The following is a 15,430-nucleotide window of genomic DNA, read 5'->3' as shown; positions in this document are numbered from 1 at the left end:
GATGCCTCCCCTCTAGTACTGCTTCGCAGACTTCAGCTTCATCTCTTTCGCTTCGTATGCCCGCTGAACACTTTCCTGCTCCGACACTTCCGCCACGCCGACATGCCACCAGCTGTCATAGCCGTCCGTCATCGTTTTCGGCAGAACCTTCATTTCAATTAAAGTGGATACGTCTTGCGTTTTCGCATCTTCAAGCGCCGCTTTCAGTTCTTCAACCGTATTGGCTCTGTATGTTTTAGCGCCGTAGCCCTCTGCCACCTTCGCGTAATCAACGTTTAAAATCTGATTGTCCTCTGTGCGGAACTCGCAGAAATAACTGCCGCTCCCGTGATCCATCTGCAGGTTGTTGATACAGCCGAATCCCGAGTTGTCAAAAAGCAGGACATTGATTTTTTTGTTATATTGAAGCGCGGTAATCAGCTCTGAGTGCAGCATCAGAAAGCTTCCGTCGCCGACGAGTGAATAGACTTCTTTGTCGGGATGGGCCAGCTTGAGGCCGAGCGTGCCTGATACCTCATACCCCATGCAGGAATAGCCGTACTCGAGGTGGTACGTATTCGGGACGTTGGAATGCCACAGCCGCTGCAAATCTCCCGGAAGAGATCCCGCCGAACTGATGACGACGCTGTCTTCAGGAATCGTGTCATTGATGGTCAACAGCGCCGTTGTTTGCGGCAGCTCAGTCTCGAGCGCGTCGGCATACTCGTTTAACACGTCCTGTGAGAAATGGTTCTTAATTTCCGGTTCGAACGCGTCACGTGTAAAAGTGACCTTGCCGAGCCGGTCCCGTTCAGCCAGCCATTCATCTTTCCAATCTTTAATCGCCGTGCCGAATGCACTTTTATATCCGTCTAATAAGCCGTGCAGCCTGCCGAGCGTCACTTTCGCATCGGCTACGACCTGAAACGCGTCAAGCTTGTAAGCCTGCATGCGGCTGACATTGATATTCAAAAATTTTGCTTTGTCAAAATCAAACGCTGTTTTCGAGGATGTCGCAAAGTCCGTGTAACGTGTGCCGACACCGATGATCAGATCAGCCTGGCGGGCGGCTTTGTTTGCGGCGAGTGTGCCCGTGATGCCCATGCCGCCCAGATTGTTGGCGAAATCGGCTTCAACCGTTGACTTGCCGGCCTGCGTTTCGACAAGCGGAATGCCGTATGTTTCAGAAAGCGCGATTAATTCCTCACGCGCGCCGGAGTACTTCGCGCCTCCGCCCACTAAAATGACGGGACGGCTGCTCTCCTTAATTCTCTCCGCGGCGCCTTTCAGCTCACGCTCGCTCGGCTGCATCCGGTCAATGTAATGAACGCGTTTTTCAAAGAAGCTTTCATCAAAATCAAATGCTTCTCCCTCTACATCCTGAGAAATGCAGATGGTCGCCGGGCCCGCTTTTGCCGGATCTGTCATCACTTCAAACGCCCTGATTAAGCTGCTCATCAGCTGCTCGGGGCGGGTAATGCGGTCCCAATAGCGGGACACGGGCTTTAACGCATCGTTTGTCGTGACGGCGGCACTGTATTCCTGCTCCACCTGCTGAAGCACCGGGTCAGGCTGCCTCGTCGCAAAGGTATCGGCCGGAAGCAGCAGCACCGGGATATTATTGGCCAGCGCCGTACCCGCGGCAGCCGTCAAGTTAGCGGCACCCGGACCGACTGATGTCGATACCGCGTAAATTTTTCTTCTCAGCATCTGCTTGCTGTATGCCATCGCGGCATGCGCCATGCCTTGTTCGTTTTTGCCTTGATAGACTTTCAGGTGCCCGGCGTCCTGCTCAAGCGCCTGCCCGATCCCCAACACATTTCCGTGGCCGAAAATCGTGAAGATGCCCTCAACGAACGGCTCTTCTTTTCCGTCAACATGAATGTACTGCCGGTTCAAGAATTTAATCAGCGCTTGTGCTGTCGTTAAGCGAATTGTCTTACCCACAAACGATCCCACCTTTTATACGTTCTATTTACCGTTAAGACTGTGCTGCGCTTCAATCAGTTCGATGATTTCACCGGCAGCCGGCATTGCCTCTGAGGAGCTGTGTTTGCTGACGACGATGGAAGCGGAAGCGCTCCCGTATTTTAAAGCCGTTTCAATATCCCGGCCGCTGACAAGTCCGTAGATGAAGGCTGACGCATAGGAATCACCCGCTCCGAAGGTCTTCAGCACCTTTGTTTTATAGGCGTGCGCCCGGAAAACTTCTCCCGATCTGCTGTATGCGTATGATCCGTCAACGCCGTGCTTAATGACGACAAGGTCAGCGGAGTGCGCAAACAAATGGCGGACGGTTTCATCGTTATTTCCGCCGCTGCGGTTTTCCATTACGTCAAATTCGTCACGCGTACCGATGACGATATCAGATTGTTCCGCCACCAGCGTGTAGTACACGGCTGTTTCTTCTGCCGATTGCCATGTATACGGACGGTAGTCGAGCTCAAACACGACTTTTACGTCATGTTTTTTTGCGATATGCACCGCTTTTAAGACGGCTTCGCGCGACGGGCTTTTCGCAAGCGCCGTGCCTGACACGAGCAGCATTTTCGCGTTTGCGATGTAACCTTCATTGACTTCGGACGGCTCAAGATACAAATCCGCCACGTCATCCCGGTACATCAGAATGCTGCACTCTTCGGGACTGAGAATTTCCGTAAAAGCGAGCCCGGCTTTGCGCCCTTCTCTGTCAACGGTCATTTGTGACGTATCAACGCCCTTTCCCTGCATATAAGAAACGATGAATCTGCCGTGCTGATCATCCGGGATTTTGCCGATAAAACCGGCTTTTAATCCGAGCTTGGCGCTGCCGATCGCAATATTTGCCGGGGAGCCGCCGACATATTTAGAAAACGTCATCGTTTCTTCCATCGGCCGGTTGTATTCCGCCGCGTTCAAATCAATACACGCGCGCCCGATCGCGACAATATCAAACTCTTTTTCCTCATTAAATGTATATTTCATCGTTATCTGCCACTCCTCACTTGTTAGCGTTCCAGGATCCATTCATGGGCCGGATCATTATGAAACTTCCATTTTCGTGTCGGTCCCGCCATTACATTCAGGTAGTAAGAGGTATACCCGTCCGGAACACCAACCGGGTGATAGCCCGCCGGCACGATGACAACGTTTTCATTTTCTGCGGTCATCGTCTCGTCAATCGAGCGGTCGTCCGTGTACACACGCTGGAAGACAAACCCCTGCGGCGGGTCCGTTTCATGGTAATAGGTTTCTTCTAAAAAGGATTCAGCCGGCAGATTGTCTTGGTCATGTTTATGGGGCGGGTAGCTCGACCAGTTGCCGCTGTCCGTGTAAACTTCAACAACGAGAAGGCTGTTTGCCGATGGATCTGAATCGGGGAGAATATTATGAACGGTTCGTTTGTTTGCCAGCTTGCCGCGATGTTCCACACCGTTGTCTTCCGCTTTAATCAGCTTTGTCGGAAGCTGGTGTTCGGACGGAGAATAGCACAGCGCGACCCTCGCCCCGCTGACCGCTGTGATTTCAAAAGAGCGGTCATTGGACACATAAACGCTGTCCGTCGGTTTTCTTTCAAATACGCTTTCACGGGTGCCGATGCTTTCAAATGTCTGATCATAATCAGTGACGGTGATTTTTCCCGTTACCGCAACGATGCAGCACTCCGTCTTTTTCAAATCTTCTGTATATGCGGAACCGGGAGTGAGGTCAACGACTTTGAATCCGACGTATTTGAGGTCTGAATTGGCTGAATTGACGTCATGTATGATGTTCACGCCTTGAGACATCTCATCGGCCTGCGGTTTGCGCAGCAAATGACTCATGTTTATTCCTCCTTAATTGATGGTAAAAGAAAACCCGGACGGAATCACAAAGCCGTCCGGGCCGGCTGTCAGATCAATTGAAGTCAGGAGACGGGTATCGTGCCGTCACGACTTTTTTACGTGTATAGAAGTCGACGCTGTCTTTTCCGTTTGCATGCAATGTGCCGAAGAAAGAAGACTTCCAGCCTGAGAACGGGAAGAATGCCATCGGAGCCGGCACGCCAAGGTTGATGCCGAGCATCCCCGCGTCAATATTCTCACGGAAGTAGCGGATCGCGTTCGCATTTGAAGTGAACAGACACGCGCCGTTCGCAAATTCAGACTGGTTGGCGATGTCCACCGCTTCTTTTAAGTTTTTCACGCGGATGACCGACAGAACGGGCGCAAAGATTTCATCTTTCCAGATCGTCATATCCGTCGTCACGTTGTCAAAAATCGTCGGTCCGACGAAATAGCCGTCTTCCGTTGCGTTTTCACGCCCGTCACAAAGAAGTCTCGCTCCTTCTTCGATGCCTTTTTCAATATAGCTGTGCGTGCGTTTTTTGTTGTCCTCGCGGATGACCGGGCCTAAGAACACGCCGTCATCCAGTCCGTTTCCGATCTTGATGTCCGCTGCTTTTTCCTGTAATTTCGCCATAAACTCATCAGCGATTCCCTCTTCAACCGTCACAACCGCGCATGCCATGCAGCGCTCTCCTGCCGAACCGAATGCCGCACCGATAATGTTTGTCACCGTATCTTCAAGGTGGGCGTCATTTAACACGATCGTATGGTTTTTCGCGCCCGTTAACGCCTGCACGCGTTTCAAATGTTCGCTGCCTTTTTTGAAAACATACTCGCCGACGGGTTTTGAACCGACGAATGAGATGGCTTTAATCTCCGGATGTTCAAGAACGCCGTTTACGACGTCATGCGTGCCATGCACGACATTGAAGACGCCCTTCGGCAGACCGGCCTGTTCAAACAGCTCTGCCAGTTTTTCCGTTAACAGCGGCGTGCGCTCAGACGGCTTCAGAATGAACGTGTTTCCTAATGAAATCGCCATCGGGAACATCCAGCACGGAACCATCATCGGGAAGTTGAACGGTGCGATACCGCCGACCACCCCGATCGGGTAGCGGTAATTCGCCGCCTCTACATCCGTCGCAATAGAGGCAAGTGAATCGCCCATCATGAGTGACGGCGCGCCCGCTGCGAATTCGACGTTTTCAATTCCGCGTCCCACTTCACCGAGTGCTTCTGTCGTGTTTTTACCGTTTTCCAAAGTGATCAGACGGGCAAGCTCTTCTTTGTTCTGCTGGAGAAGTTGCTGATAGTTAAATAGAATTCTCGCACGGCGCGGCACTGCCGTCTTTGACCATGTTTGAAACGCCTCTGACGCTGAGCGGACGGCGTATTCCACATCCTCCCGCGTAGAAATCGGAACCTGGCACATCACTTCTTTTGTAGCCGGATTGACAACGTCTTCATATTGATCTGTCTTACTTTCAACCCATTCACCATTGATGTAGTTTTTCAGTTTTCTGATCTCTGCCATTCTCATTGCCTCCTTAAATAGTAAACATCCTGTTCAGCTGGATAATAACGGATGAATATATTCATCTTTTACATATAAAAGACATGAATTAAACGCTTACAAATGCTAAAATGATGGTGACTCCCAATCTTCCCATGTAAAAGTTGGTCATGTACCGGAAAAAGCAAACGGTTACATCTTTCACTTTTGATTTTACAGGTTATATTTTGGTCATTTCTTGGTTACATTGTAAGCCCAACACATCTTCAAGTCAATCTAAAAAATCAAAATTTTTTCATTATTTTTATCATACTTTTTTTGATCGGGAAAACAGGAACTTGGAGAACCGTGTCGAATCGTACAGTGTGAACCCTCTTTTTTATCATTTGTTAAGTAACTATTGATTAACTTCTGGTGTTTATTATATATTTTAATTACTTTAAGAATTCTAGAAGGAGTTTTTTTATGAAACTGATGCGGATTCAGGAGATGGAAGAATACATTCTCAAACACGGAGCCACTTCGCTGGATGAGCTGTGCGAGGTATTCAATGTCTCTAAAAACACGGTCAGACGCGATATTAATAAGCTTGCGGAAAAAGGGGTTATCAAAAAGGTGTACGGCGGCGTGACATCAGCCGAAAAATCTGTGCTCGTCCCTTTTGAGAACCGCACCATTCAACATCAGGATGAAAAAATCAAAATCGCCCGCTATGCGTCACGGTTTATCGAGGATCACGATCTTGTGTTTATTGATTCCGGCACAACGACCAAATCGATGCTGGAGACGCTTGATCCCGATAAGAATGTAACGGTTTTGACGAACAGCCTTGATATTATTAACGCGGCTTCATCCATGAAAAATATCGACCTGATCATCATCGGCAATAACTACAAACGGAAGACAAGGTCGTTTGTCGGCATTGATGATCCGAGCACACTCAATAAATACAACATTAACAAGGCGTTCATGTCCGCTACCGGGACAACGATCACCCACGGCCTGACGAATTCCGACTTACTGGAATACGAGGTGAAAAAGAGAATTTCCGAAAAGGCGAACGAAGTGTATCTGCTCGCGGATCATTCCAAATTCGGCAAATCCACACTTTTGACTTACGCGCCTTTCGACCGGCTTCACAGCATCGTCACTTCTCAGCAGCTCGATGAGGAATATACGAAGTATTGCCAAGAGCATCAAATCGACATTCACTTGGCATAGCGTTATAGTTAATAGAGAACGCTGCCGTATTTTTCCGGCAGTCGCTATGATATCCAATTTTTTCAGGGGGCGAAAACATGAGCAAAGTAACAATCGGCAAAACTGACCTAAAGGTATTTCCGATCGGTTTGGGAACAAATGCGGTCGGCGGACACAATCTCTATCCGAATCTGAATGAAGAAACGGGAAAAGAATTGGTCCGGGAAGCGATTAAAAGCGGCGTTACCATGTTAGATACCGCCTATATTTACGGTGTGGGCCGTTCTGAAGAATTAATCGGCGAGGTGCTGAAAGAATGCAACCGCGAGGATGTCTTCATCGCCACAAAAGCCGCTCACAGAAAAGAAGGCGATGACTTTGTTTTCGACAACTCACCGGCCTTTTTGAAACAATCGGTCGAAGACAGCTTGAAACGCCTGCAGACTGATTACATCGATTTATTCTACATCCATTTCCCGGATGAGCACACGCCGAAGGACGAAGCCGTTCAAGCATTGAATGAGCTGAAAAAAGAAGGAAAAATCCGTTCCATCGGCGTATCCAATTTCTCTTTGGAGCAGCTGAAAGAAGCCAATAAAGACGGCTTAGTCGACGTGATTCAAGGAGAATACAACCTGCTGAACCGTGAGGCGGAAAAGACTTTCTTCCCTTATACGACAGAACACGGCATCTCATTCATTCCGTACTTCCCGCTCGTATCCGGACTGCTTGCCGGCAAATACGACGAGAACACAACCTTCCCTGAAGGCGACCTGCGCAATGATCAGGCGCATTTCCAAGGGGAGCAGTTTAAAGAAAACATCAAAAAAGTCAACCAGCTCAAACCGATTGCCGAAAAGCACAATGCCGATACGGCGCATATCGTGCTTGCCTGGTACTTGGCGAGACCTGAAATCGATATCCTGATTCCGGGCGCCAAACGCGCGGATCAATTAAAAGACAACATGAAAGCAGCCTCCATTACGCTATCTGCTGAAGAAATCGCGTTTATCGACAAGCTGTTTTCCTAAGAAAAAAAAACACGCCTTTTAAAAGGGGCGTGTTTTTTTTATGTTTATATTTTTCTCTTCGGGGAATGAAATAGTTATCTAAATAAACTATTATGCGTTCCAAAAGATGAGGAGGATCATCTGTGAAGAAAAACACCAAAAAATACCTGATTTACTTTTTCGGAGCATTAGGCGGGCTGCTTTACGGCTATGACACCGGTGTAATTTCAGGGGCTTTGTTATTTATTAACAATGATATTCCTTTAAACACGCTGACCGAGGGATTGGTCGTCAGCATGCTGCTGCTCGGTGCAATTTTCGGGTCCGCCTTAAGCGGGACATGCTCTGACCGATGGGGCCGGAGAAAAGTGGTTTTCGTCCTTTCACTCATTTTTATTATCGGCGCGCTTGCCTGTGCGGCTTCGCAAACCGTCACTATGCTGATTATCTCCCGTGTCATACTCGGGTTAGCCGTCGGCGGCTCAACGGCGCTGGTTCCCGTTTATCTATCTGAGATGGCGCCGACAAAAATACGCGGAACGCTCGGCACATTGAATAACTTAATGATTGTAACTGGAATTTTACTCGCATATATCGTGAATTACATATTCACCCCGTTTGAAGCTTGGCGCTGGATGGTCGGTCTCGCCGCAGTACCGGCGGCGCTTTTATTAATCGGAATCGCGTTTATGCCGGAATCTCCGAGATGGCTCGTCAAACGCGGCCGTGAGCAGGAAGCCAGACAAGTCATGGAAATGACCCACGACAAAGAGGATATCGCCGTTGAATTGGCGGAAATGAAACAAGGTGAAGCTGAGAAAAAAGAATCTACACTCGGCTTGCTGAAAGCCAAATGGATCCGCCCTATGCTGCTGATCGGGATCGGCCTCGCCATCTTCCAGCAGGCGGTCGGTATCAACACGGTGATTTACTATGCGCCGACCATCTTTACAAAGGCCGGACTCGGCACTTCGGCGTCCGTTCTCGGCACGATGGGCATCGGTGTCTTAAACGTCATCATGTGTATCACCGCCATGATCTTAATTGACCGGATCGGCCGGAAAAAACTGCTGATGTGGGGAAGTGTCGGCATTACCTTGAGCCTGGCGTCACTATCAGCCATTCTCCTTCTGGCCGGCCTGTCAGCTTCAACGGCTTGGCTGACCGTGCTGTTTCTCGGCATCTATATCGTTTTCTACCAGGCGACATGGGGTCCCGTCGTATGGGTTCTGATGCCGGAGCTGTTCCCGTCAAACGCACGCGGAGCCGCAACCGGATTTACGACTTTGATTCTGTCGGCAACCAACCTGATCGTTTCACTGGTATTCCCGCTTATGCTGAGCGCCATGGGCATCGGCTGGGTATTCGGAATATTCTCAGTCATTTGCCTCTCATCCTTCTTCTTTGCCGCTTACATCGTTCCCGAAACGAAGGGCAGAAGTTTAGAAGAAATCGAAACGCACTTGAAAAAACGGTTCTCCTTAAAGAAGCGCAGCAAACAAAATCAAATTCTTAAACAGCGCACACTGTAATAAAAAAAGGAATCGCCCCCGCCGGGCGATTCCTTTTTAGCGTCATACCATAACTTTGCAGATGTCATTCGTAAACTCGACCGGATCATGGATCGGCAGCCCTTCAATCAGAAGCGCCTGATTGTACAGCAGGTTTGTGTATAATGCCAGCTTTTCCCGATCTTGTCCGTGCGCGTTCTTTAACGTCTCAAACACTTCGTGATTCGGGTTGATTTCCAGCACTTTTTCCGCTTTGACCTGCTGGCTGTCAGGCATGGCATTCAACACTTTTTCCATTTCGATCGTCACTTCGCCGTCTGTCGCAAAGCAGACCGGATGAGATTTTAAACGTTTCGATGCTCTGACGTTCTTTACTTTATCCGCAAGAATCTCTTTCATGCTTTCGAACAGGTCTTTATATTCGTTTTCTTCGGCTTCAGTCTGCTTTTCATCTTCGTCACTGTCGATGCCTAAATCGGCGCTGGATACGGATTTGAACTCTTTTTCCTCATAGCTTGTCAGCATTTTGATCGCGAATTCATCAATATCTTCCGTGAAATATAAAATCTCGTAGCCTTTGTCCGCCACCATTTCAGTTTGCGGCAGCTTTTCAATCCGCTCATATGAATCACCGGACGCGTAATAGATATATTTTTGATCCTCAGGCATTCTGGACACATATTCGTCCAGAGTGACGAGCTTTTTCTCCTTAGATGAATAGAAGAGAAGCAGATCTTTTAATACGTCTTTATTCGCGCCGAAATCATTATAGACGCCGAATTTCAGCTGTCTGCCGAAAGATTCATAGAAAGATTCGTATTTTTCCCTTTTGTTCTTCAGCAGGCTCTTCAGCTCGGCTTTGATTTTTTTATTGATGTTTTTCGCAATCAGCTTCAGCTGGCGGTCGTGCTGCAGCATCTCTCTGGAAATGTTCAGCGACAGATCCTCAGAATCCACCATGCCTTTTACAAAGCTGAAATGATCCGGTAGCAGGTCGGCGCATTTGTTCATGATCAGCACGCCGTTGGAATACAGCTCCAATCCTTTTTCGAATTCCTTCGTATAATAGTCAAACGGCATGTTTTCCGGAATAAACAAAATCGAATTGTAGCGCACCGCTCCATCGACGCTGATATGCACGTGGGTCAGCGGTTTATCAAAGCCGTAATGCTTCTCGGCGTAAAAAGCCTCGTAATCCTCATCCGTCAGCTCGCTTTTGTTTTTTCTCCAGATCGGCACCATGCTGTTGACCGTCTGTTCTTCCTGAACTTCTTCAAATTCGTTCTCGCTGCCCTCTTTCGGCTTGTTGACCGTCTCTTCCATTTTGATCGGGTAGCGGATAAAATCAGAGTACTTTTTCACGATCGCTTTGATGCGGTAGTTTTCTAAAAACTCATCATAGCTTTCATCTTCTGTGTTTTCTTTTATTTTCAAGGTGATTTCCGTACCGACGGTTTCCTTGTCACACGGCGCGATCGTGTAGCCGGCAGCCCCTTCCGACTCCCACACATACGCCTCGTCACTGCCGAGCGCTTTACTTTTCACCGTGACTTTATCAGCCACCATAAACGCCGCATAAAATCCGACGCCGAACTGGCCGATAATGTCATGGCCGTCTTTCGAGTCATTTTCTTGCTTGAAAGCGAGTGAACCGCTTTTCGCAATCGTGCCGAGATGCTGTTCAAGCTCGTCTTTTGTCATCCCGATACCGGTGTCTGTGACGGTGAGCGTTCTCGCTTCTTTGTCCGCCGTCACTTTTATGTAGTAATTGTCTTGATCAAACGTTAATGAATCATCGGTTAACGCCTTGTAATAGATTTTGTCAATCGCATCGCTCGCGTTGGAAATTAACTCGCGGAGAAAAATTTCCTTCTGCGTGTAAATGGAGTTAATCATCATGTCCAGCAATCGCTTGGATTCTGCTTTAAACTTTTTTTTCCGCACTTCAGATCTCTCCTTTAATTATGCTTTGATGTTATGTAAAATCTTTTCAGCATCTATTTATCATATACAGTGACAATTGTCAACTAGCATTAGCAGATGCATATATTGTAAATTTAACATGTTAATGGATTCATTTCACCCATTTTATCAATAAAAAAGAGAGAATGTTGATCATCCTCTCCTCTCTGCTTCTTTCCGGCGGCCGAATTCCTTCTTCATCCATATGTATGACGGGTAGAAAAACAAACTAAATAAGATAAGAGATCCCAAGTTTCGCAAAGACTCATGCAGAACATTTCTTACAGTGAGAGGAAATGTGATGTCCTGAAATAGAATAGAGATAACGGTGTAAATCACAAATCCCATAGGAACAATGGCATAACAATAAAACGCTATCTCCTTCTTATGCTGTATCTTCAAAATATGCAAACCTCCAATGATGTATATACATAATATTAACATATTTAATAGGTATTTAGAAACAGACCTCCGTATGTTTATCCCCCTATTCAGCGGGAACAGATATAAAAAAAGGAGGAATCGTAATATGGGAAGATTAACAGACAAAACCGCAATCATCACAGGGGCCGCGACAGGCATCGGACAAGCGACGGCACGGGTTTTCGCCGATGAAGGCGCCCGCGTGATCTGCGGTGACATCAATGAAAGCGAACTGAATGAAACCGTCAGCGCCATCAGAAAAAACGGCGGAGAAGCAGAAGCCTTTCACCTTGATGTATCAGACGAAGAAAACGTAAAGTCTTTTGCAGACGGCATTCAGCAAAAGTACGGAACAATTGATATTCTGTTTAACAATGCCGGTGTTGACCAAGAGGGCGGAAAAGTCCATGAATACCCGGTCGACCTGTTTGACCGGATCATCGCCGTCGATCTGCGCGGCACATTTCTGTGCAGCAAATATCTGATTCCGCTCATGCTCGAAAAAGGAGGCTCCATCATCAACACCTCCTCCATGTCTGGCCGGGCCGCAGACCTTGACCGCTCAGGCTATAACGCCGCAAAAGGCGGAATCACGAACCTGACGAGAGCGATGGCCATTGATTACGCCAGAAGCGGAATCCGCGTCAATTCCTTATCGCCGGGGACGATTGAAACGCCGCTCATTGATAAATTGGCAGGCACGACAGAAGACGAAATGGGCGAAGCGTTCCGTGAAGCCAACAAATGGATCACGCCGCTCGGCCGGCTCGGAAAACCGGAAGAAATGGCAGCCGTCGCGCTCTTCCTCGCTTCAGACGACAGCTCTTACGTAACGGGAGAAGACATCACCGCAGACGGCGGCATCATGGCATACACTTGGCCGGGAAAAATGCTGATTGATAAGAAGTGGAAGGAAGAGACGGAGTGACGGTAAAAAAGAAACAAGCCAGTGCAAAAACACTGGCTGAACAAGCTGAGGGCGGGTTACTTAAACCAGCCCTTTTCCTTTGATCGGGTAATGGCTTCAATTCGATTTTTCACTTCTAATTTATCAAGGATCATCGAAACGTAATTGCGGACTGTGCCGCTTTTAATGCTGAGGGCGTTTGCGATTTCTTTCGTGTTTTTTCCGTCTGCGACAAGCTCGAGCACCTCTTTTTCCCGTTCGGTCAGCGGGTTTTCTTCACTATAGATGTCCTCCATTAATTCAGGTGCGTAGACGCGTCTTCCTTTCATGACGCTGCGGATGGCGCTGACGAGCTCATCGCTCGGGCTGTCCTTGAGCATGTACCCGCTGACGCCTGCTTTTAGCGCCCGCTGAAAATAGCCGGAGCGGGCAAAGGTCGTCAAAATGATGATTTTCACACCGCTGTCCTTGAGTTCTTCTGCCGCTTCAAGGCCTGATTTCCCGGGCATTTCGATATCCATCAGACAAATGTCGGGCGCATGTTTTTCCACGAAATCGATGGCATCCTGGCCGCTTGTGCCTTGGCCGACAACCGTCATATCCTCTTCTAAATTCAACAGCGAACCGAGTGCGCCGAGCAGCATTTGCTGATCCTCGGCAATGAAGATGTTGATCATCTGCTACCATCCTTTTCTTTTGATTTTGAATCATTCGGGATTCTCATGGTCAGCTTTGTTCCGGCGGCTGTATCGATGGCTAAACTGCCGTTTGCGAATTCAAGACGTTCCCTCATTCCAAGCAGGCCGTGCCCCTTTGAAAAAAAGCGGTCTTCTTTGCATTGAAAGCTGCCGTCATCTTCCACCGTAATGACAACCTCTTTCCAAAGCTGCTGAATGGTGATGCGGCATACTTTGGCGCCGCTGTGTTTCACGACATTGGTGACGGCTTCTTTAATGCACATGCTGACGATGTTTTCGTTCAGCAAAGAGATATGTTTTGGCGCTTCTTTTTCTTCATACACAAATTCAATTCCTGCCGCTTCAAGAATTTGCCGAACATTGCCGAGCTCATCCTTCAATCGGATGCCTTTCATCGACGAGACGATTTGTCTGACCTCATTTAAGGAGGTGCGGGCCGTCTGCTGAACGCTTTTCAGCTCAGTGCGGGCCTGTTCAGGGTCCTTGTATATCAGCTTTCGGGCGAGGTCGCTTTTCAGTCCGATTAAGGAGAGCTTTTGTCCAAGTGTATCGTGAAGGTCCCGGGCGATGCGCTGCCTTTCTTCCAGCTTCACAAGATCGGCGATTCGTTCATTTGCATATTCTAATTTCTCCTCAAGGCGCTCTCTTGCCTTTCTGCTTCGAATGGTGAGCGGGAGCAGGATGGCACTGATCAGTGTAATGACGATAAACGGAATTTGGGTCAAAAACCACCCTTTTTTCAGAACAAGGCTGAAGTTGACGGCAACCGCCGCACTGATGATATGAATGTAATATAAGATGTAAAAAGGAACTTTGTCTCGGATATGGCCGATGAAGTAGGCGATAAAGAAGGCGAAATAAATATAGCTGAACAGCATAACTGAGCCGGTCGAAATGCCGATCAGAAGAAGCGCCCATAAGTAAAGCGGCCAGCCTTTTGCAACAAATGCAAAGCGGTATGCGCCAAAGAAAACAAGTGTGAAAATGATGCCGGCCACGATGACAAAGGTAGAAGAGCTTTTAAAAATAAAATAAAAAGGCAAGATGAAAAAAATCGTCCATATATAAGGAGAAATCCCATTCAGTTTTTGAAATTTAAAATACTTCTTCATCTTTGTTCCACCTTCTGCTGCTTGTGTCTACCATCACTTTATCAAAACACCGCCTTCATTGCATCCTCACGCATGAAGAGAAGGCCCTTTCTGATAAAAGAAAGAGCCGCGCGCCATATCAGGCATTTTTCTTTAAAGGTTCTTTCGGCACCGGATGGGGCGCCGGTTTTTTCCGCGCCTCCCGAAAGGTGACAAATTGCTTTTCGTCCTCATCCCACAGACGGAATTTCATGGATTCAAGACTTGTTTTAAGCGTAATGGTCGGTACGTTTTTTAAAGGCTCGTGCCCCTCATGAGCGGCTTCCAGCTTGTAGTTCGGCACTTTCGGGCTTAAGTGGTGGACATGATGGTAGCCGATATTGCCCGTCAGCCATTGCAAAAGCTTCGGAAGCTTGTAAAAGGAGCTTCCTTCTACCGCGGCCTGCACATAATCCCAATGCTCATCGGCTTCAAAATAAGAATCCTCAAACGTGTGCTGAACATAAAAGAGCCAGACGCCGATTGACCCCGAAATAAGGAAAATCGGACCCTGAACAAGCAAAAAGTTTTCCCAGCCGACAAGCAGGCACGTCGCAGCAGCTAATAAGACAATCGCCGCGTTCGTGAAATAGGTGTTCCAGCGCTCCTTGCGGCGGGCGCCTTTTACATTGAAACGGTTTTTAATCAGAAATACGTAAATCGGGCCGAGAATAAACATAATAAACGGATTGCGATAAAGTCTGTAGCGTATTTTTGTCCAAGCTGACGCTTCGTTGTATTCCTTGACGGTCATCATCCAAATATCGCCGGTGCCCCGTTTATCTAAGTTGCTGCTCGTCGCATGATGAATGGAGTGGCTGCGCTGCCATTGAAGGAACGGAAACAGTGTCAGCACACCTGAAATAAAGCCGAACAGCCGGTTCAGCTTCTTTTGTTTGAAAAAGGATTGATGGCAGCAGTCGTGGAAAATAATAAAGATTCTTGTCAAAAATCCCGCTGCTATAACAGTAAAGGCGAGGGTCAGAAGATAGGAGACATTGAGGCTGAAGTAAGCAAGAAACCAAAGGGCAAAAAACGGCACAAACGTGTTGAAAAGCTGAATGACACTATGCTTTGTATCGGCGCCGGAAAATGCGGCAACCTGCTTTTTTAAAGACGCTTGTTTTTGAGTTGCGGCGTGATTGATCATGAATGTCATGTCCCTTCTTTTTCATTATGATCCCAAGTATAACGGGGCGCCAGACGCTTTTGTAGTAGCAGCCATCATGCCCCGAATATGACATTTGTCATGTTTGGCGGCAGAATGCTGATCAGGCGTCATATAGAAGGT

13 protein-coding genes are annotated in these 15,430 nt (G+C 47.9%); 4 read left to right on the top strand and 9 right to left on the bottom strand.

The window, feature by feature from the left end; translation table 11 throughout:
• Positions 1-12: 12 nt before the first annotated feature.
• The 4 genes from iolD to iolA all read right to left on the bottom strand — a co-directional run bounded on the left by iolD (position 13) and on the right by iolA (position 5,319).
• The gene (iolD, locus tag RUW00_RS08880) at positions 13-1,926 is read right to left on the bottom strand and encodes a 3D-(3,5/4)-trihydroxycyclohexane-1,2-dione acylhydrolase (decyclizing) (RefSeq protein WP_014419292.1); all 1,914 of its coding nucleotides are present in this window, start codon (positions 1,924-1,926) and stop codon (positions 13-15) included.
• Between the two features lie 24 nt (positions 1,927-1,950).
• Entirely contained in the window at positions 1,951-2,943 is a 993-nt protein-coding gene (gene iolC, locus RUW00_RS08875; protein WP_007407838.1) for a 5-dehydro-2-deoxygluconokinase, read from the bottom strand.
• A gap of 23 nt (positions 2,944-2,966) precedes the next feature.
• Entirely contained in the window at positions 2,967-3,782 is an 816-nt protein-coding gene (iolB, locus tag RUW00_RS08870) for a 5-deoxy-glucuronate isomerase (protein WP_280144763.1), read from the bottom strand.
• A gap of 73 nt (positions 3,783-3,855) precedes the next feature.
• A complete protein-coding gene (gene iolA / locus RUW00_RS08865) occupies positions 3,856-5,319 on the bottom strand; it encodes a methylmalonate-semialdehyde dehydrogenase (RefSeq protein WP_280144764.1) in 1,464 nt (487 codons plus the stop codon).
• A gap of 444 nt (positions 5,320-5,763) precedes the next feature.
• Between iolA and RUW00_RS08860 the strand changes: the two genes are divergently transcribed.
• The 3 genes from RUW00_RS08860 (at position 5,764) to RUW00_RS08850 (ending at position 9,040) form a co-directional block, all read left to right on the top strand.
• On the top strand, positions 5,764-6,519 hold the full coding sequence (locus RUW00_RS08860; protein WP_007614879.1) for a DeoR/GlpR family DNA-binding transcription regulator: 756 nt from the start codon (positions 5,764-5,766) through the stop codon (positions 6,517-6,519).
• A gap of 77 nt (positions 6,520-6,596) precedes the next feature.
• A complete protein-coding gene (locus RUW00_RS08855; RefSeq protein ID WP_007407843.1) occupies positions 6,597-7,529 on the top strand; it encodes an aldo/keto reductase in 933 nt (310 codons plus the stop codon).
• A gap of 122 nt (positions 7,530-7,651) precedes the next feature.
• Positions 7,652-9,040 (top strand): sugar porter family MFS transporter, encoded by a 1,389-nt coding sequence (locus RUW00_RS08850; RefSeq protein WP_007407844.1) that lies wholly within the window; start codon positions 7,652-7,654, stop codon positions 9,038-9,040.
• A gap of 42 nt (positions 9,041-9,082) precedes the next feature.
• Here the strand turns inward: RUW00_RS08850 and htpG are convergent, their stop codons facing one another.
• Both htpG and RUW00_RS08840 read right to left on the bottom strand, forming a co-directional pair.
• The gene (gene htpG, locus RUW00_RS08845) at positions 9,083-10,963 is read right to left on the bottom strand and encodes a molecular chaperone HtpG (RefSeq protein WP_007614881.1); all 1,881 of its coding nucleotides are present in this window, start codon (positions 10,961-10,963) and stop codon (positions 9,083-9,085) included.
• A gap of 171 nt (positions 10,964-11,134) precedes the next feature.
• A complete protein-coding gene (locus tag RUW00_RS08840) occupies positions 11,135-11,383 on the bottom strand; it encodes a hypothetical protein (protein ID WP_014306134.1) in 249 nt (82 codons plus the stop codon).
• 127 nt (positions 11,384-11,510) lie between these two features.
• Between RUW00_RS08840 and RUW00_RS08835 the strand changes: the two genes are divergently transcribed.
• On the top strand, positions 11,511-12,332 hold the full coding sequence (locus RUW00_RS08835) for an SDR family oxidoreductase (RefSeq protein ID WP_007407847.1): 822 nt from the start codon (positions 11,511-11,513) through the stop codon (positions 12,330-12,332).
• Between the two features lie 56 nt (positions 12,333-12,388).
• On the opposite strand, the gene RUW00_RS08830 is transcribed toward RUW00_RS08835, so the two are convergent.
• From RUW00_RS08830 to desA, 3 genes are all read right to left on the bottom strand, one after another.
• Positions 12,389-12,988 (bottom strand): response regulator transcription factor, encoded by a 600-nt coding sequence (locus RUW00_RS08830; RefSeq protein WP_007614886.1) that lies wholly within the window; start codon positions 12,986-12,988, stop codon positions 12,389-12,391.
• Complete coding sequence (locus tag RUW00_RS08825) at positions 12,985-14,121, bottom strand: sensor histidine kinase (protein WP_014419302.1); 1,137 nt, start codon at positions 14,119-14,121, stop codon at positions 12,985-12,987. Before RUW00_RS08825 ends, RUW00_RS08830 begins: the two co-directional genes overlap by 4 nt.
• A gap of 118 nt (positions 14,122-14,239) precedes the next feature.
• Positions 14,240-15,289 (bottom strand): Delta(5) desaturase DesA, encoded by a 1,050-nt coding sequence (gene desA / locus RUW00_RS08820; RefSeq protein ID WP_174532735.1) that lies wholly within the window; start codon positions 15,287-15,289, stop codon positions 14,240-14,242.
• Positions 15,290-15,430: the final 141 nt, after the last annotated feature.

The organism is Bacillus sp. IS1, from assembly GCF_032461585.1.
Classification (GTDB): Bacteria; Bacillota; Bacilli; order Bacillales; family Bacillaceae; genus Bacillus; species Bacillus velezensis.
This window is presented reverse-complemented; position numbering and strand designations above follow the sequence as displayed.